Origin of the sequence: Bacillus cereus group sp. N14 (assembly GCF_016483555.1) — a bacterium.
Classification (GTDB): Bacteria; Bacillota; Bacilli; order Bacillales; family Bacillaceae_G; genus Bacillus_A; species Bacillus_A wiedmannii.
Genome location: NZ_JAEHBQ010000002.1, coordinates 432,129 through 451,480, shown reverse-complemented (window position 1 = coordinate 451,480; position 19,352 = coordinate 432,129). Strand labels below are relative to the sequence as shown.

Sequence of the window (19,352 nt, the reverse complement as noted above, 5' to 3'; positions counted from 1 at the left end):
CGAAAATGAATAAGCAGCTATCCATAGGATAACTGCTTCATATTATTCTGGCTTATTAGGAATGTTTGGGTTGGGAACATAGTTAGATTTATAATCTGTATATTTCACTTCTGTTACCATCCCCGCGGAAGCATGGTGTAAATCATGACAGTGGAACATCCAATCACCCGGATTGTCTGCTGCAAAGGCTACTTCATATTCTTCTCCTGGTTTTAAGTTCAATGTATCTTTCACAATTGGAGAGCCTTCTATCGGTTTTCCATCTTTACTCAACACCTGGAAGAAGTGACCGTGTAAATGCATCGGATGATCGTCCATTTTAGAACGATTTACCAATTTCACTTTAACTAAATCGCCCTTTTTCACTGGAATTGGATCAATATCTGGAAATACCTTTCCGTTAATTGTATATACCATTTCATTTCCATTCATTTGCGTATTTAAGTCCATATTATATGTGGCAGTATACTGCTGATTTAACGTGAAACTACCTAGTTTTTTAGCACCATATTTCGTCATATCTAATTTCGATAATTTTTCTTTTTCATCTGCTTTATCTATCATCTCTTTGCTGCCATCATATTCAATAACAGCTTTCATTCCTTTTGCACCTTTATTTGCTGAATGGTCTTCAACATACCATTTCCCAGGATTATTAGCAGTAAATTCAATATCATAACGTTCACCAGGTGCGATTGAAATTACTTGATCCTTTATAACTTTTGGATCGTTTATTGGTTGACCATCTGTTGCAATTACTTTTATCACATGACCGTGAACATGTATATCATGTGATAAATAACCAGCATTAACGAGTCGCAGACGAACTTTATCTCCCTTATTCACTTTCAACGGCGCTACTAAATCACCGCTTTTTCCATTGATTGTGAATAAATCATACATACTCATATCATGACCTTCCATCTTCATATTTCCATGGTCCATTCCTGCCATATTGCCAGGGTCTTTTTTATCACTGTCCATGTTCATACCAGAATGATCCATGCTGTTCTTATCATCATTCTTTTTCGCATTTTCATTATCCTTACTAGATTTATTACCGTCTGCTTTTTCTGTTTTTCCTTTTGTCATTTCTTTTAACTGTTTATTAATCTCTTCTTTATCTGTTATCCATTCATCTAACATTAATGTGTAATCTTTATCATACTTTTCATTTGTATCTTCTACAACGAGAGCACCATATAATCCTCTATCTAATTGATTTACAGAATCTTGATGCGAGTGATACCAGTACGTTCCTGGTACGTTCGCTTCAAATTCATAGGTGAAACTTTTTCCAGGTTCAACCGCATCTTGCGTCACACCTGGAATTCCATCCATGTTATTTGGAACAGGATACCCATGCCAATGAATAGATACCGGTGCAGATAGTTCATTTTTTAATGTCACTTTCACCTTTTCACCTTTTTTCACCCGAATTTCTGGACCAGGAGATGAGCCATTAAATGTCCAGACCGGAACAATAACACCGTTACTTAATTTTTGCTTTTCTTCTTTCGCTATTAAAGTAACTTCTGGTCCCTTAACAATTTCCAATGATTTTGTAGCCGTTTCAGTTCGTTTAGTTTTTTTATCATTCATATTTTTATGATCGTTTGTTGTATTTGTGGCCAAAGAACATGCAGCAATTAAAGATATGACAAAGACTGTAACTGCTGTTAACACAAATCTCTTCATGGAAACCCCTCCTTTTTCTTTTTCAAAATCATTATAAAAAATGATTTTCAAGAAAATATGGAGATATACAATGAGCTAAATAAAAAGACGCCCAAAATTGAGCGCCTCTTCTAATGGTTATTTCGTAACAACTTCATCTTTTTTTACATTTACATTGTTTTCTCTCATAAACGCTTCAATCTCTTCAACTTCTCTAATGATATCTTTTGACAAGTTTTCATGTCCGTCTTTCGTTACAAGAATATCATCTTCAATACGAATGCCGATTGATTCTTCTTCAATATAAAGACCAGGTTCAATTGTTATAACCATGCCTTCTTCTAACACTCTATCTTTGTATGTCCCTACATCATGCGTATCTAAACCAAGGAAATGGCTGACACCATGATAATAATATTTAGACAGTTCCTCATCTTCTTGTATTAAACCAACTGCTTTACACCCTTCTGCAAGTACTTTTTTAGCATGCTCATTTAATGCAGCGAACTTTAAGCCTGGCTTAATAATCTCTGTTGTTTCTTTCAATGCTTTTAATACAATATTATAAATTTGTTTTTGGCGACTAGAGAATGTTCCATTTGCCGGGAATGTATAACTAATATCAGCGTTATAGTAATTTTTTTGAGCGCCTAAATCTAGCAGTACTAAATCGCCATTTTGAATTTGTGCATCATTATCTTCATAATGAAGAACTGTAGCATTTTTCCCACTTGCCAAAATTGTATTGAAAGCATGATGCTTAATGCCAGATGATTTTAGTATGAAATCAAACTGAGCTTCTAATTCATATTCCATCATGTCTGCTTTTGCATGCTTAAGTACGTTGTAAATACCGTCTTTCGTTACAGCAATCGCCTCTTTCATAATTTCAATTTCTTCTTCTTTTTTAAACACTCGTAATTCACAAATATTCGGATATACATTACCAATTGTTACGTGTGGATATTGTTCTCTTACATGTTTAGCAAATGCTAATGTTTTTGTTTTTGTCTCTGTACCATTCCATTCACGACGCTCTAAATCTAAATATAGATGCTTCACATTTTCTGTAAAAAGTATATTTGACATTGTCTTTTCAAAGCTATCTAAATATACAACTTTCTTTATACCCGAAATTTTCTCTGCTTCTTCGTTAGAAACTGTTTTACCGACCCACTTTTCCATTACTGGATCTGACTTTTCAATAAAAAGTGTTTCTTCAACACTATTTCCAACCTTCTTCAACATGAAAATAACATTTGGTTCATCGATTCCTGTTACATAGTAAAAATTCCGATTCGGCACAAATTTATAATGTGCATCCGCTGACATATGAGGTGCTTGTCCCGCAAATAAAATAGTAATAGATTCGTCTGGTAATGTGTTTACTAATCGTTCTCTATTTTGAGCAAAAAATGTTGCTTTCATAATAATCCCCCTAGCGTTCTATGTATGATTAAAAAACTAATTATCTAATCAATTCATTTTATTATTGTTACAATTTTTCGTCAATTAATAGTACTCATAGAAAAAGGAAAATCCCCCTTACTAGTACCCCTCTAATCTACATTATGCATACAACTCCACAATTTCTTGACATTTATTCCATATACTTAAAATCTCATATATAGGAAAGGAGCCACAACTTTGAAACATTATGTAGCAACTGGGTTAGCAATTACTTCCTTATTCATAATTACTGGATGTTCTAGCAATACCGAAACAGCACCCGTGAAGAAAGAAACGGTGCAATCTGAGTCAAAAAATATAGAAACAGCAAATACGAGTCCGCAAGACTTCTATAAAGAAATTACATCTGGAAAAATCGAGCACATTCACGGAATTGGCTATGCAGGAAATATGCCTGGGGTTTCTATCGCCACTCATAGCGGGATAAAAGTTTATCATAATGGAAAATGGCTTGAAACTAAGACTGGATTACATGATTATATGGGATTTCAAGCAACGAAGAACGGATTCTTTGCCAGCGGTCATCCTGAACCAGGAGCAAATTTAAAAAACCCTTTAGGATTAATGAAAAGTTCTGATGGCGGTAATACCCTTGAAAAGCTAGCTTTTTACGGAGAATCTGATTTTCATAACCTTGCTGTCGGATATAATACGGAAGCAATTTATTTATACAATGAGCGTCCAAATTCTAAATTACAACAAGGTTTTTATTTTAGTACGAACAACGGACAAGATTGGAAAAATAGTAAGTTAAAAGGTCTTTCGAGTACGATTCATTCCTTTTCCGTACATCCGGATCAAGCTAGTGTAGTCGCGGTAAGTGCTAAAGACGGTGTTTACTTATCTACAGATTACGGAAATACATTTGAACTATTATCTACATCACTTGAATCGACAGCAGTTACATTAAGTAATGAAGATGTTATTTACGCCCCTATCAATAAACAAATGATAATGAAGAAATCAATTGCTACAAATGAAGAGACAAATATACAAACTCCATCTTTAGATGCTAAAGATGCAATTATGTACATATCACAAAACCCTCAAAATTCAGCTGAAATCGTATTTGCTACACTGAAAGCAAATGTGTTCCTTTCTACAGATGAGGGTAAAACGTGGAAGCAGATTACTAAAGAGGGAGCATTCCAATTTAATTAGAAGGGTGAATATAACTTGTTTTCAACAATTAGTGAATGGAGCTATCAACTCATGTCTCCTTTAATGGATGTCGCGAATGCTACGAAATCAGTACCTCTTTTATTTGCGTTTTTATTAGGCGTAGTAGGTACCCTTGCTCCTTGCCAATTAACAGGAAACATTAGTGCTATTACACTTTATGGCAATCAATCTTTACAAAAGGGACATGCATGGAAACATATACTGTTATTCATTTTAGGAAAAATAATAGCTTTTACGACACTTGGACTATTAGTATGGTTCTTAGGAAAAGAGATTCAGCAAATATTAACTTTGTATTTCCCATGGTTACGAAAAATGATGGGACCCCTATTAATTTTAATGGGGCTACTGTTGTCAGGTATTATAAAAAGAAGATATTTCTTCTCGATTAAATTTATACGAAATCAAAATGAAGTTGGTTCATTTTTACTCGGATTCTTCTTTTCCTTAGCTTTTTGTCCGACTATGTTCGTTCTATTTTTTGGAACGTTAATCCCTTTATCTTTATCATTTAATTACGGGTACTTGTTTCCAACGTTCTTTTCGATAGGAACTGCTCTTCCTATCGTCGTATTAATGTCCTTCATCTCCTATCTGGGATTAAACGGGGCATTACTGAAGAAGAGCAGGAAAATAGGAAATAGCATTCAGCGTATAGCTGGTTTTCTCCTTATTTTAATCGGACTTTATGATACCGCTCTTTATTGGTAATACATACAAAAGATAAGCTCTAGTGAAATGAGCTTATCTTTTGTAATATTATATTCATTTTTTCTTTTGCTGTAGTTGAGCTAATAAATTCTTAACAAACGCGAGAAACAGCGGGTCATTCTCTTTTTTAGGTGACCATTGCATAATAAGTTGTCGTGGAATTGTAATTTCTATCGGCTGTACAATGAAGTCATGAATAATTTGCTTATGTAGTCCTGATAACGGAACGATTGTTATGCCATTAACTTGTATAGTAAGTGCTAATGCTGAACTAATTGATTCTGACTCCATCACTTTATTAACTGTTATTTCATTTTTCATCAAATACGGTTCGAGCACTTCTTTGCAACCAGAAAGCGGCATAATAAAAGGATAATTTTTTATATCATTAATAGTAAGGTTAGGCGGAACTTTTTTTGAAGAAACCATAACATACGGATCTTCACCAATGACATCATAATGAAATCCTTGTATTAAATTTTCTTTTATAGAAATAGAAAAATCTGCACTACCTGATGATAGCCAATCTAACACTTCTTGATAACTTCCTTCTCGAACTGCAAGTACATATTGACTATGATCAATATTCCCTAGTTGAATACACTCCGCCAAACAATATACAGTAACGGAAGGATACGTAGCTAGTACAATTTTATACAAGCTTTTATTCTTCAACTGGAAAGCTGTTTCCTCAAGTTTTTCATACTCCATTAGAAGTCGATTCACACCAACTAAAAATTCTTTGCCATTTTCAGTTAGAATCGTTCCTTGTCTAGAGCGATCAAATAACGTTATAGCATATCGTTTCTCTAATTTGTTTATGATATGAGTTATAGCCGGCTGTGTCATATGTAATTCTTTCGCTGCTAAACTAATGCTGTTCAACCGAGCCACATTTTTAAAAACTTTAAAATCAAAAACGTTCATTCTGTTCTCCTTATATAAAAGATATTTATATCATCTATAAATAACCTTCATTATATTTATCAAACCACTTCCTATACACTAAGTATACACCATCAATATTACGAAAAAATAAGGCATATAAACATTAGAGGAGTGTTGATTAAATGAGTACTTACATTTTAATACATGGAGCATGGCAAGGTGAATGGGCATGGGAATTAGTAAAACCTCAGCTTGAGGCTTTAGGTCACACAGTTATTACACTAGACTTACCTGGAAGCGGGAAAGATATGACTCCCTCCCAAAATATAACGTTGGATTCTTATGTTAATGCAGTAACAGCTACTATAGATCAACAAAATGAAAAAGTTATTCTTGTTGGACATAGTATGGGTGGAATTGTAATCACGCAAACAGCTGAACTTATACCAAATAAAATCGATAAATTAGTATATCTTTGTGCATTCTTACCACAAAACGGAGAAAGTCTTGGTAGTAAATTAGATGGTGAAGCTGGTCCACAATTCTCAATTAATGAGAATGACATGACTGCAGAACTTATACCAGAGTTGACTGAACAAACATTTTTAAATGCTACAGAAAATGAAGCTATTAAAGAATCTTCTTTCAAACAAATGCGTCCTCAACCACTAGGTCCATTCCAGCAAGAGATAAAAATATCTGCAGAGAACTTCGGAACTATAGATCGTATTTATATCGAAACGACTCTAGATAGAGCGATTCCGATTGATTTTCAGCGCCGAATGAATACAGAGACCCCTTGCACGAAAATAATTACTTTGGAAGCTGATCATTCACCATTCTTTTCTAAAGCGGCAGAACTTGTTAATTGTTTAAATGAGTTAAGCTAAACTTCATTTAATGAAAATAGACACCCGCAGGTGTCTATTTTTTATGCTAACTAAGGATTGTATTTCCTTCTCTACATTTGCATACCCTTTTGCTTCATCTCCCACTTTTTATACAGTAGTACTGCACCAAATAAAAATACTCCCGCAACAAATGAAGCTACTGGTAACATCTTTATCATTTCATCTGGAAATACGAGCGGCAATAGTGGAAATGCATACGCTGCTGGAATACGTACTCCAACGATTTTTAATAAAATAAGCATTAATATCATATTTAATAAAGTGACTACAATCCATGAATCAATCGTAAAGTACAATAACGTTCCAACAGTTGCAGATGCAGTTAATACTAATATTTGTTTAAAAGCCATTTTTTCATTGTACATCGGCTTTTGAAGTGATTCATACACAACAACTAATATTGGTGGAATAACTGCTAATTGTTCATAACCAGTTATCCAACATAAACTGATCCATACGAAATTTAGTATTAGAAATACAGTCATATATTTATACTGTATTTGCACTTTTCGCTCAATACCGTTGTTCAATTTAAATATAAGAACACCTATCATTAAAATAAATGTTAAAGCAAATACCGCGATAACAAATGACCATTCCGTCGCATTTGTTACTAATGGTAATAAACCTGTCGCAATTGATGGTGCTAAATTGGATTGAATTACACGTAAAAACAGCATCATGAATACAAGCGTTAAGCTTACTTTCCCTAAATAGGCTATATCCATTTGATTCACCATAAAACCTATCACAGCCGTTATTGACGGTGCAATAAAAATTTTATCAGGTTGTCTTAGCCACCCTGGCTCACGATATGCCCATAAAGCAACTGCCATCGCAGCTATTTCTGGCAAAATGACTTCCGGATCATTTAATAACACACCAGCTGTTACCATAGCTAAAATAAATAAAATAGCAATCGTATATGAGATGATTGTTTCTTTCTTTGAAATTACTGCATTCATTATTACATACTCCTTTTTGCTTATTACTCTCATAAAGTAAAATAATACTTTATATACCCTACTAAGGTATTGTATATTAACATCTTTTCTATTTCAAATATTTGTAGTTTTTTCATTATTTATCACCCCATACACTTACAAAACAAGGAATGTTTATAGGCATTGACACTTATTAAAAGATAGGTTACAATAACTATACATTAGTAAGTAACTAATGTAATTGAATCTAACTAGAGGTGAAACAAATGAAAAACATTTTATTCCGTATTAACGAATTATCAAAAAAAGAAAAAGCATCTGGATTAACAGTTGATGAAAAACAAGAACAACAAATGTTGCGTCAAAACTATACAAAAACATTTCGTGGAAGTTTAGATTCCATTTTATTAAACACAAAAATTGTTGATCAACATGGTCTTAACGTTACACCAGCCGCATTACAAGATGCTCAAATACGTTTAAAATTAAGCAAATGAGTTCCGCGCTAAAGAATTTTAATAAAACATAAAAAGAGCTGGATTTCCTATATAGAAATTCCAGCTCTTTTTATTGTCTTTTCTAATTTAGTATACGAACGATACATCGCAATTCTCCACGATACAATCATCGCAAATGCAAGTAAGAAAAACATTCCGCTTAACTCTGCTAAATCAATTGATTGACTTAAATACGATTTTAACGCTACTCGTACAGCCAATAAGCCTACTAAAATAAAGATGAATGCTTTTGACGGTTTCATATATATATGTTCGTTTCTTATTTCAAACTTAGTTGTTTTAATAAGAAATATAGAGAAAATAAGTCCTATACTAATCGCCTCTACTATTTCTAACGATGTTAATCGAAACTCTGGTAAGAAGTACATCATTGCACCAGTACTCATAAAAATTGGCGGTAATATAATTTTCTTTTTCGTTACCGGTTTTTTCGCTGCTTTAAAGCGAAGAAACATGACCCCAAAAGCCATACAAACTGCTACAATACTTGATAAAAGTGCTATCATACTCTCCCCCACACCTATCTATTTAAAAGACTTTTTGAGCAAAATCATAAACCAAACGAGCCCGATACTTATAATAACATGACCTAATCCAGCCATATGGCTTAAACCATTAAAGTCAGTTCCATTTACTTGTAGAAGCCCTCTCCATAGCATTGTAGCGACAGTAAAAATTACTCCTACATTATAAACAACAAACCACGCATGAAAACTCTTTGTTTCATGGACATGAAATACTTTAAATAGAGCCAAAGCGATTAAAAAGAAGACGAAGCCGAGCACTAATACGTGTGTATGCACTAATTGCAACATTGTGGATCCTTTAATTCCTTGTGCTTTCGAATACTCTCTTGCAAATACTCCTGATAATAAACCGATAATTAAGTAAATGAATGCTGCATTATATAATTTCTTCATTCTGTTCCTCCTGCTGTAAACTTTCTATATTCGCTGCAATCATTTTACGCAAAGTTTATGAACGGAATATGAACAAAATATTACATTCAACTTTTGAAAATAAAAAAGCCATTCCACAATTAATAATTGCGGAATGGCTTTTCAACTTATTTTAAATCTTCTATTGAGAAAGCACCTGGAAGTAATTGCTCAACAGTCACTTCTTTTTCATCGCCTTTTACATTCATTAGTAAAACTGGCATTTTCGGTTCACAGAATTCAGCAATCACTTGTCTACAAGCACCACATGGTGAAATCGGTCCGTCTGTTTCGCCTGTAATAACTAAGTAACTAAAATCGAGCTCACCTTCTGATACTGCTTTAAAGATTGCTGTTCTTTCTGCACAGTTACATAAACCATAAGAAGCATTTTCTATATTACAACCAGTATAGATTTTACCTTCTTTCGTAACTAACGCTGCACCAACAGGAAATTTCGAATACGGAATATATGCTTTTGATAACATCTTATTTGCTTCTTCGATATATTTTTTCTTATCCATATTTTTTCCTCCTCAAAGTAAACGTAATTATGATTAGTCAGTAATAACTGTATGAACTAATTTAGGAGCAACTGCTGTTTCGGCGATAGAAATGTTCTCATAAATTTTAGCTTTTACATCTTCTACATTTTCACGGTTCGCATAGATTGTTACGAATGGCTCGCCTTCTTTTACTGCATCGCCAACTTTTTTACGTAACATTAATCCTACTGCTAAATCAATTTCATCTTCTTTTGTCGCACGGCCAGCACCTAGTAACATAGCTGCGATACCGATTTCATCTGCAACAATGTTAGAAATAACACCTGAAGCTTTTGCTGGTACATCAATTACATACTTCGCCTGTGGCATTTTTTCTGGATTGTCTACAATTGAGCTATCTCCGCCTTGATTGCTTAAGAACTCTTTAAACTTCTCAGTTGCTTTTCCGTTTTTCATAACTTCAATTAGCATTTCACGAGCTTCTTCTAATGTATTTGCTTTTTTCGCAAGTACGACCATTTGGCTACCTAATACAAGTACTAATTCCGTTAAATCTTCTGGACCTTCACCTTTTAACGTATCAATCGCTTCTTTCACTTCTAGAGCGTTACCAATCGCAAAACCAAGCGGTTGTGACATATCTGAAATAACAGCCATAGTTTGACGTCCTACATTATTTCCGATACGTACCATTGCATGTGCTAATTCTTTTGCATCTTCTTCTGTTTTCATAAATGCGCCAGCACCTGTTTTTACATCAAGTACGATTGCGTCAGCACCAGCTGCAATTTTTTTACTCATAATTGAACTCGCGATTAAAGGAATTGAGTTTACTGTTCCTGTTACATCACGTAATGCATAAATCTTTTTATCTGCAGGTGTTAAGTTTCCAGTTTGTCCAATAACAGCTACTTTGTCACGGTTTACAATATCAATGAACTGCTCTTTCGTAATTTCAACGTGGAATCCTTCTACCGCTTCTAATTTATCAATTGTTCCGCCTGTATGTCCTAAACCACGACCAGACATTTTTGCTACTGGTACATCTAAAGCAGCTACTAATGGTCCTAATACTAATGTTGTCGTGTCACCAACACCGCCAGTTGAATGTTTGTCTACTTTAATTCCTTCAATTGCTGATAAATCGATCGTTTCTCCAGACTCAACCATCGCCATCGTTAAATCTGCACGTTCGCGATCTGTCATATCTTTAAAGAAGATTGCCATTGCAAGTGCACTCACTTGATAATCAGGAATACTTCCGTCTGTATATCCATTAATAAAGAATTTGATTTCTTCAGTCGTTAATTCTTTGCCGTCACGTTTTTTCGCAATAATATCTACCATTCTCATTACAATCACCATTCCTTTTTATATGATATGAATCTATTAAAATAATAAGCCTACGATTGTTGCTGATAAGAAACTTACTAATGTTGCACCGAAAAGTAATTTCAAACCAAATCTTGCGACTACATTCCCTTGCTTTTCATTTAAGCTCTTAACTGCCCCTGCAATAATTCCAATTGAAGAGAAGTTTGCAAATGAAACTAAGAATACAGATATAATCGCTGTCGTTCTATCTGAGAAATTAAAGTTTCCTTGTGCTAAATCTGTCATAGCGACAAATTCATTTGATACTAATTTTGTTGCCATAATATTTCCGGCATTAACTGCTTCATGCCAAGGTACACCCATAATAAATGCAAATGGTGCAAATACATAACCAAGAATTTCTTGGAATGAAATACCAATTACACCTTTAAATACTGCATTAATGAATGCGATTAAAGCAACGAAACCGACTAACATAGCTGCTACTGTAATTGCAACTTTAAATCCATCTATAATGTATTCCCCTAATACTTCAAAGAAAGTCTTTTTCTCTTCTTCTTGTACTTCTAACATATCTTCTTCTTCAGTAACTTCATAAGGGTTAATGATAGAAGCGATAATAAAACCACCGAATAAGTTAAGCACTAAAGCGGTTACAACATATTGTGGTTTTAATAACACCATATATGATCCAACGATAGACATTGAAACGGTAGACATTGCAGATGCACATAATGTATACATTCTTTTCTCTGGCAATAATCCTAGTTGTTTCTTAACTGAAATAAACACTTCAGATTGTCCTAAAATCGCAGAAGCAACAGCGTTATATGATTCTAGTTTCCCCATTCCATTTACTTTACTTAATGCTAGACCGATAGATTTCACAATAATAGGTAATACTTTAATGTGTTGCAAAATACCTATTAAAGCTGAAATAAATACGATTGGCATTAATACACTTAAAAAGAACGAAAACTCTTTTTGATTTACTAATCCACCAAATACGAAATTCACACCGTCAGCGGCATATTTTAATAGCTCTCCAAAACCATCTGCTATTCCGCTAATTAATATATTCCCTACACTTGTATTTAATAATAAAAACCCCAAAATGAATTGTAATATAACCATCGTTATGATTGGGCGATATTTGACTTTCTTTCTATCATTACTAGCAAGCCAAGCGATACCTAAAATCAATACGAGGCCTAAAATACCGATTAAATATTTCATAAGCCGTCTCCTCCCATTCGTATCCGCTTACATTTTTTTCAATTGTTAAAACAATAGATACACTTTACTTTGTGTATCTATTGCTTTTGACTTCATTAATGTTTAGTAGTTATCTGTAGCACCTTTTGCATCATTTAATACGATTGCAACACTAGCACTTGCTCCAACGCGAGAAGCTCCAGCAGCTACCATTTTGTCTGCATCTTCACGTGTACGAACGCCACCAGATGCTTTTACACCAACGTTTGGTCCAACTGTTTTGCGCATTAATGCGATGTCTTCAGCAGTTGCTCCGCCAGTTGAGAATCCAGTTGAAGTTTTTACGAAGTCAGCACCAGCTTTTACTGATAATTCACAAGCGCGTACTTTCTCTTCATCTGTTAATAGGCAAGTTTCAATGATTACTTTTACAAGAGCTTTTCCTTTTGCTGCTTGTACTACTTCATAAATATCTTTTTCAACGAACTCGTTATCGCCATCTTTTAAAGCGCCTACGTTGATTACCATGTCAACTTCAGTTGCACCTTTTGCGATAGCATCTTTTGTTTCGAAAGCTTTTGTTTCAGTAGTGCTTGCTCCTAATGGGAAACCGATTACAGTACAAACATCTACATCATGTCCAGCTAATTCTTCAGCAGCTAGCTTCACCCATGTAGGATTAATACAAACAGAAGCGAATTTATATTCCTTTGCTTCTTCGATTACTTTCATAACATCTTCTTTTGTAGTATTAGCTTTTAAAATTGTATGGTCAATTAACTTTGCAATATTCATTATCTTCACTCCTCATATCTTTTAACAACTTCATTCTAACTCTTAGTTGAACAAATGTAAATACACTTTTGAAATTTTGTTCATCCTTTTTCAAAAGTAATTTTCTTGTAGTAAATAAAGCGCATTCTAACTAAGAAACACTTCATATATAAAAACAAAACTTTTATATTAACAATGGTAGTATGTATCTCAATATCCATAATTATTTTTAAAAAGGCAATTTGTATTCAAAAAACACTCCATAATTCATACATAACAAAATAAAAGGCTTTCTCAAAATTAATATCTTGAGAAAGCCTTTTATTTCTAACCTTTTTGATAATGTAACAGTTCTTTAGCTGTATGCTGATCGATAATTAATACATTTGCATACCCGCCACGTAACGCACCATCAATTGCTTTTATTTTTCTATTACCACCTGCAACTAAAATAGAGCGTTTCTTTAATTTCAGTTCCTCTAACTCAATTCCAATTGTACGCTGATTAATCTCTTCGCTACTAATATTTCCGTCTCCATCAAAGAAACGTGAACAAATGTCACCGACCGATTGTTTTTTGAGTAAACTCGTTTCATCCATATCGAAATAACCTAATCGAAATAATAGCGCTTCGTCTCGCACTGTTCCTACAGTGAACACTGCAATATTCGCTTGTTTCCCCATTTCAATAATGTGATGAATATGTCGATCCTGCTCTACTAATTCTTTTGTCACTGCATTATCAAATATAACTGGAAGGGGTAGATTTCTTGGCGTCGTTTGAAAAGCATCTGCAAATAAAGCAATGGTCTCATTCGCATATGTATTTACACTAGAATGACTAATACCACCTTTTAACTGGACAACTTCTACACCTTTTACATGTTGCGGTACGATTTTTCTAGCGATTTCATACATCGTCATTCCCCAGCTTACACCAACGATATCACCAGTTTTAACCGTCTTTTCCATATACTCAGCTGCATATTTACTAATATACTCTGTAATCGTTGCATATTCTGGCACTGGAGAAAATACGACATGTGCCTCTAACAAGTTGTATTTTTCTTTCAGTAAATTTCCAACGTTATCTAAATCAGCAAATGGATCGGCTATGCTAATTTGAACAAATCCTTTTTCTTTCGCGTACTTTAATAATCTAGAGATAGTCGGCCTTGAAATATTTAATTTATTAGCAATTTCCTGCTGACTATAATCTGACTGATAATATAATCTTGCAACTTCAACGCTTAATTGTTGTTTATCTTTATCCATAGTAACTCATTACATATCCTTTCCTGTATTTCCTTTTCGTTACAAGCATTATACAGCTTTATGCAAAAAAATTCGACTACCGAATTTTTATCTAACTGAACTTCTACTACACTTATTATATATAATGAAAACTTATTGTGTAGATTTACAAACTCAATATAGATACGCTTGAAACATGTAAATCAAGTAATATTTAATTCATACTTTTTCTGCAGTAACGATAACAAATCCGTTTAAAATGTACGAATCAAGTTATTTAACATAGAAAAGTTGTATATGAGGCCTAGGATATTAAAGACTGTTTTTTCTCATACCCATGGAATTTCCGTCCGTTTTTCTGTAAGAGATTGAACTGATGAAGCAATAATTTTATTATCTAAAATACAAAAGCTGTACAGAACAAAGAATATAGATTATGTATCCATGGAGATGCAATCCCAATCTTCATTTTTATAATTGATTAACCAAAACAAGCCCCTTCGTCTTTCAATAACAATACTTTCCTGCATACCTGCAGTTGCTTCTCTCTCATTAATTCTATCATGTACACAAGCCCAATGAAGCCGATAAACGAGGTCGGCCTCATCCAAAATCTCTTCTGCACTGCGCAATCTTGTTTGTTGATAAAATTCATTAAAAGAACTACAATCAGAAACAAGTTTAATTGCATAATGACAGTCACAGATTTCTTTCGGAAATTTCAGTGTATTCACGAGACCAATTGACCAAAGTAAAACCCATTGGGCTTCATACTGCCATGCAATCTGTATCGCTTCTTTCACATCAGGTTTCTCTGAATTTAGGAAATTTCTTTCCTGCCTCGTTAATGATTCAATCACATCAAATTTGTTCAGCAGCCCCATGACAAACTCTTTGGAAATTTTCAAATCTCCTTCTTGGGCAACATCACAAGCATATTGTATGACAATCAACAAAGCTACCGCTCTCTTCGTAATCTCTTCTCGATTTCTTAACTGAATACTTGTCAAAGGAGGCAATTGAGGCAATCCTTCGATATATGGAATCCCTTTATCTTGCAGGTAGCTTATCGCTTTCTGTTTTCTTTTCTCCCCATCGGTAGAAGTATTATTCTGTCCCATTATTTTGTTCGTACATGCTTGAGGAGTAAATTCTGAAGGACCAGAGGATCCATCCGGAAATACAATTACTTTTCCATCATTCCCGATGAGAGTTCGATCAGGGATAAAACCAATACCGTTTACCTGATTAAGTAATTTAAGAAACAACTCCACGTATTCATCACTATAATCCTTCTTCGTCTCTATAGCAATTATGGTATTAATTACAGAAATTTGTGCCAAAACCATCCTCTTAAGATGTTCTTCTTGAAATTCAATTTGATCGTACATGTGCATCATTCCAGGAATATTATTGGAAAAATAATCAGGAGTTGATTCTTCAGAATCCACCCGAATAATAATTTTATTTTTGCCAAATAGTCTTTTCGATTGAATGGTATATTCATTTTTATTTCGTTCAACCTTGAATCCATTTTGGAAAACTTGAGTAATGAAACCTTCTACATCACTTGTATCATTCCTTGATGCAAATATCGTAAAAAACCTCAATTTTCTCCCTCCTCTAATTCCTATTTTCTTCTTAGCTATTAAATTTAGAAAAACAAAAGAACATAAACTATTTAATATATTAAACAGCCTTTTATTATGACTTGTTCTTCAACTAAAATCTATTTGATTGTCTTAGTTGTTATTATAAATAATTATACTGTCCAGTTTGGAGTATTGCTAAATGCCCATCAACTTAAAGGAGCTATTTGCTTTTTTTAGTTTGATAGCGATGTGGTGCTACCTCTGTTTTAGTAGGTTGGTAATAGTTATTTTTTAGAATATATGTGAAATCAAAAAGCTTTGAACTGGATTTTTATCATGCATCAAACTTTAGAATTCATAAAATTTTTCTGTAGATAATTTACTTTATAACTCTATACTTAAATCCAGTATAAAACTTTTATATTCTACAGCTACTTAAATTGAGTTCCCTTACTATTACCTCTTTAACTGCATTTTTTGTTGCACTAATTATGGGATAGTCTGTAGATATATCACACTTCCCTACAGTTAGGTTACTTAGATTTTTTTGCTTCTTTGTTTGCTGCATCTATTAACTTAGAAGCTGTCTCTTACCTTGCACTACCTATACCAACTTCCATTTTTTCACCTTTATCTAAACCGCCTTGTATGATTTCCATCCCATCTTTTACATAAATCATCACTTTACCTACATTATATTGTACTGGGAAATCTTTTTGTCCACACTATAACCTACTTATTTTTCCATCAACTCTAAATAAAGTTTAGATAATCCTTTTAACTCTTCTGACTTTTTCTTCATTGACTTACTGAAAATATGATAACATGTATAAAGTTTATAGAAAATGTTTTCCCTCCAGATTCCCCCTTATTTACTCTGTAATATTTAGCGTTTAAGCGATGTTCTACTCCCATAAACGCTCCAATAAAGTAGACCTTGCCGTATTACAAATAAAAAAGGATCTAATATTTATTTCATTTAAAAAATGTTTTAGACTATAGAATAAAGTATTAGACTGTTAAAAAATAGTTGTAGACTGAAAAGTTGTATTTGTGTTTTTAAAATAAATTTACGATATTTTGTCTCTTTCAATTAAAGAATTACTTACACTTCATTTTTTCTTAGTGGACCAACAACACGGATTAATTAAATATCAATAATTAAGATACCAGAACTCTAAAAAAAGGGGTGAGGATTATGATGAATAAAGAAATTCAAAAATTGTTTGATGATCTCAATTTATTTGCCAGACAGATCGCAAAAGTAAGATTATCAAATTTATCATTCGATGTATACGAATTCAAAGATAAACATGTGAAGCAAGTAGACTTAATATTTGCCAGAAAAAATCAATTTGATACTATTCAAGAGGCATTTTCTGCACTATTTAAAAAAGAATTGTTCGATGGAGAGGAATGGGATATTGTTGATGAACCAGACCCTTCAGATAAACAATGGCTAACCGCACTAAAAGATTTCTGGATTAACGCATACTATTCAAGAGTATGTAATAGCTTAGAGTTATTAAACAAAAATGATTTTATAAGTAGATTTAAAAGGGATTTAGCTGATGTGAATGTACCAGAACAAGTTATTAAAGAACTCTTAATTAGATTGAATCATATTGAAACAATACAAGTACAAAAGGGATATGTTTATGATTACATATTCGGACAATCTGATAGCCATTATTTTTTGTTTGAATGGGGAATATATGATTAAAATGATTACAACTATTATAATTATGAAGAAGCGCACTTAAAGTTATGGGGGCGTCAATGAAATAACAGATAACAAAACAATCAAACTTTTTTATAAAATCTTTACACCACTTTTCAAGAAAGAACTCCATTTTAATCATTCCTTTTTCAAAATGGAGTCTTTGTGTTTGTCATAAAATCAAGATACATACAATATTTCGAATCAAAATTAAAATCAAACAGTTAACTTTTTTTCCTCCATAACAGTATCTCTATTCACTATTTTCAAGTAGAAATGCGATACTGTTGTAATGTAGTATGGATAGATCCAAAGAAACGGGATACCAAATGTGAAAAATCCGATGATAACCCCTAAAATAAACCATCCGATAAAACTTAACGATAGTAGGAATAAATCTAATTTATGTCCTTTCATCAGTTCTTGACTCTTTTTAATTGCTTCACTCGCCGTATATTCTGGATGATCTAACAAAATATAGTAAGCCATAGAATAAGAGATAAATTTTATAATACCTGGTACAATTAATAATACACTCCATAAAAGTGTGTATACAGTCATTAAAGTAGTCACCTTTATAGATCTAAACACATTACTTTTTCGAAATCCTTCAAATAACTCACCAATTGTAGTAGATTCTTTTTTCGCTAAACGCAATGTAACTTTAAGATACCCATAATTCATAATGCCTTGTGCACCTATTAAACAAATAAATAGAACAACGAAAACAAGTAAATAAGAAAAAGCACCTGCTGCATTTAACTTTTCGTCTCCTGAAATGGAAAAACTAGAATTCATTATTTCACTTAATAGGATACCAAGAAACAACAGTGGAAATCCTATAATTAGCATACAAACCCTAGAAATAATATGATAAAGAAACGATGACAATACCGCCAATCCCCATTTGTCTGTTAATGAAGATACGGCCGCTTTTTTTAAGCCACTAATCATTTTGATCCTACCTTTCAATTTTTTCCTTTTATATGAATTACTTTTACACAAGGAATAATAGCGTATTTTAACAAAATTTCCATTCTTACATAAACAGTTTTTTAGTTTTTATTCTTGTTCAATATGGTATAGAAAAAGATTAATTATTTACAAGACAAGAAGCTAGGAGATGTTACATATGAAATATTTTGTAATAGAAGATGATGAATTATCAAGCTGTGGTGAAGAGACAATATATGTTTTTGAACATAGCAAAGGAAAAAACAGTTACGACACGATTAAAACCTTGGAAGATTTTGCAGCAACATGCCAATTCATTGAACGAAGAAATACGCATTGGTTTTGGTATAAAGGAAAACACGTTAAAGATATGCCTATTTGGGAATTCGAACAAAAATTTAGAGCTGAACAAGAAGAACTGAAAACAATATCCCAAGAAGAATTCACAGAATTGAGAAACAGATATGCCCCACTTATTAAACCTATCGAGTTCCCTATTAAAGGAATCCGAATTGCTTATGCTTATGAACCAGAATGGAATGATGAATTTTTTGTTATGGAAACGGAAGAAAGTTATTTTTCCGTATATTGGTTTACAACGGCTTAATAATCGTTTTTATAACAAATCAACAGATTTCTTATCCGAAAGGACCTTCAATAAATACTGATTAGGTGTTTAGAAAGTTTCTTCAAAGTCAGGGTGTCTAGGCTTGAGTATTCCTATTACTTGTTCTCCACTGCTAATATGATGAATAAAGCGAAA

The 19,352-nt window shown here is 33.2% G+C and carries 19 protein-coding genes; 6 read left to right on the top strand and 13 right to left on the bottom strand.

From position 1 onward, the window contains the following. Window positions 1–42 precede the first annotated feature (42 nt). Window positions 43–1,698 (bottom strand): multicopper oxidase family protein, encoded by a 1,656-nt coding sequence (locus JDS82_RS05655; RefSeq protein WP_199712848.1) that lies wholly within the window; start codon window positions 1,696–1,698, stop codon window positions 43–45. 117 nt (window positions 1,699–1,815) lie between these two features. Further along, complete coding sequence (locus tag JDS82_RS05650) at window positions 1,816–3,105, bottom strand: aminopeptidase P family protein (protein WP_199712847.1); 1,290 nt, start codon at window positions 3,103–3,105, stop codon at window positions 1,816–1,818. Window positions 3,106–3,324: 219 nt separating this feature from the next. Between JDS82_RS05650 and JDS82_RS05645 the strand changes: the two genes are divergently transcribed. Further along, on the top strand, window positions 3,325–4,308 hold the full coding sequence (locus JDS82_RS05645; RefSeq protein ID WP_048566917.1) for a F510_1955 family glycosylhydrolase: 984 nt from the start codon (window positions 3,325–3,327) through the stop codon (window positions 4,306–4,308). Window positions 4,309–4,323: 15 nt separating this feature from the next. After that, a complete protein-coding gene (locus tag JDS82_RS05640) occupies window positions 4,324–5,040 on the top strand; it encodes an urease accessory protein UreH domain-containing protein (RefSeq protein WP_242474879.1) in 717 nt (238 codons plus the stop codon). A 54-nt stretch (window positions 5,041–5,094) separates the two neighbouring features. Here JDS82_RS05640 and JDS82_RS05635 read toward each other — a convergent pair whose 3' ends face one another. Further along, window positions 5,095–5,967: a LysR family transcriptional regulator gene (locus JDS82_RS05635; protein WP_199712846.1), complete on the bottom strand. Its 873-nt coding sequence runs from the start codon at window positions 5,965–5,967 to the stop codon at window positions 5,095–5,097. A 143-nt stretch (window positions 5,968–6,110) separates the two neighbouring features. Here JDS82_RS05635 and JDS82_RS05630 point away from each other — a divergent pair, with 143 nt between their 5' ends. Beyond that, on the top strand, window positions 6,111–6,818 hold the full coding sequence (locus tag JDS82_RS05630; protein ID WP_199712845.1) for an alpha/beta fold hydrolase: 708 nt from the start codon (window positions 6,111–6,113) through the stop codon (window positions 6,816–6,818). Between the two features lie 71 nt (window positions 6,819–6,889). Here the strand turns inward: JDS82_RS05630 and JDS82_RS05625 are convergent, their stop codons facing one another. Continuing rightward, window positions 6,890–7,804 (bottom strand): HPP family protein, encoded by a 915-nt coding sequence (locus tag JDS82_RS05625; protein WP_000994729.1) that lies wholly within the window; start codon window positions 7,802–7,804, stop codon window positions 6,890–6,892. A gap of 245 nt (window positions 7,805–8,049) precedes the next feature. Between JDS82_RS05625 and JDS82_RS05620 the strand changes: the two genes are divergently transcribed. Next, a complete protein-coding gene (locus tag JDS82_RS05620) occupies window positions 8,050–8,280 on the top strand; it encodes a DUF896 domain-containing protein (RefSeq protein ID WP_000789775.1) in 231 nt (76 codons plus the stop codon). Window positions 8,281–8,327: 47 nt separating this feature from the next. Here JDS82_RS05620 and JDS82_RS05615 read toward each other — a convergent pair whose 3' ends face one another. From JDS82_RS05615 to JDS82_RS05580, 8 genes are all read right to left on the bottom strand, one after another. After that, window positions 8,328–8,807 (bottom strand): CcdC family protein, encoded by a 480-nt coding sequence (locus tag JDS82_RS05615; RefSeq protein ID WP_048566913.1) that lies wholly within the window; start codon window positions 8,805–8,807, stop codon window positions 8,328–8,330. An 18-nt stretch (window positions 8,808–8,825) separates the two neighbouring features. Next, complete coding sequence (locus JDS82_RS05610; protein WP_000737865.1) at window positions 8,826–9,221, bottom strand: DUF2871 domain-containing protein; 396 nt, start codon at window positions 9,219–9,221, stop codon at window positions 8,826–8,828. Window positions 9,222–9,367: 146 nt separating this feature from the next. Beyond that, the gene (locus JDS82_RS05605) at window positions 9,368–9,763 is read right to left on the bottom strand and encodes a cytidine deaminase (RefSeq protein ID WP_199712844.1); all 396 of its coding nucleotides are present in this window, start codon (window positions 9,761–9,763) and stop codon (window positions 9,368–9,370) included. 33 nt (window positions 9,764–9,796) lie between these two features. Further along, window positions 9,797–11,098: a pyrimidine-nucleoside phosphorylase gene (locus tag JDS82_RS05600; protein ID WP_002108542.1), complete on the bottom strand. Its 1,302-nt coding sequence runs from the start codon at window positions 11,096–11,098 to the stop codon at window positions 9,797–9,799. Window positions 11,099–11,134: 36 nt separating this feature from the next. Then, complete coding sequence (locus JDS82_RS05595; protein ID WP_048566912.1) at window positions 11,135–12,316, bottom strand: NupC/NupG family nucleoside CNT transporter; 1,182 nt, start codon at window positions 12,314–12,316, stop codon at window positions 11,135–11,137. Window positions 12,317–12,418: 102 nt separating this feature from the next. Beyond that, window positions 12,419–13,090 carry a deoxyribose-phosphate aldolase gene (deoC, locus tag JDS82_RS05590; protein WP_001017444.1) on the bottom strand — a complete coding sequence of 224 codons (672 nt, stop codon included), beginning with the start codon at window positions 13,088–13,090 and terminating at the stop codon, window positions 12,419–12,421. 306 nt (window positions 13,091–13,396) lie between these two features. Then, entirely contained in the window at window positions 13,397–14,344 is a 948-nt protein-coding gene (locus tag JDS82_RS05585) for a sugar-binding transcriptional regulator (RefSeq protein WP_000356573.1), read from the bottom strand. A gap of 413 nt (window positions 14,345–14,757) precedes the next feature. Further along, on the bottom strand, window positions 14,758–15,933 hold the full coding sequence (locus tag JDS82_RS05580; protein WP_061673163.1) for a DUF4272 domain-containing protein: 1,176 nt from the start codon (window positions 15,931–15,933) through the stop codon (window positions 14,758–14,760). Between the two features lie 1,183 nt (window positions 15,934–17,116). Here JDS82_RS05580 and JDS82_RS05575 point away from each other — a divergent pair. Continuing rightward, on the top strand, window positions 17,117–17,638 hold the full coding sequence (locus tag JDS82_RS05575; protein WP_002108545.1) for a hypothetical protein: 522 nt from the start codon (window positions 17,117–17,119) through the stop codon (window positions 17,636–17,638). A 213-nt stretch (window positions 17,639–17,851) separates the two neighbouring features. On the opposite strand, the gene JDS82_RS05570 is transcribed toward JDS82_RS05575, so the two are convergent. Further along, entirely contained in the window at window positions 17,852–18,589 is a 738-nt protein-coding gene (locus JDS82_RS05570; protein ID WP_000623192.1) for a DUF975 family protein, read from the bottom strand. A 178-nt stretch (window positions 18,590–18,767) separates the two neighbouring features. On the opposite strand from JDS82_RS05570, the gene JDS82_RS05565 reads away from it, so the two are divergent. Then, entirely contained in the window at window positions 18,768–19,196 is a 429-nt protein-coding gene (locus JDS82_RS05565) for a hypothetical protein (protein WP_000873462.1), read from the top strand. Window positions 19,197–19,352: the final 156 nt, after the last annotated feature.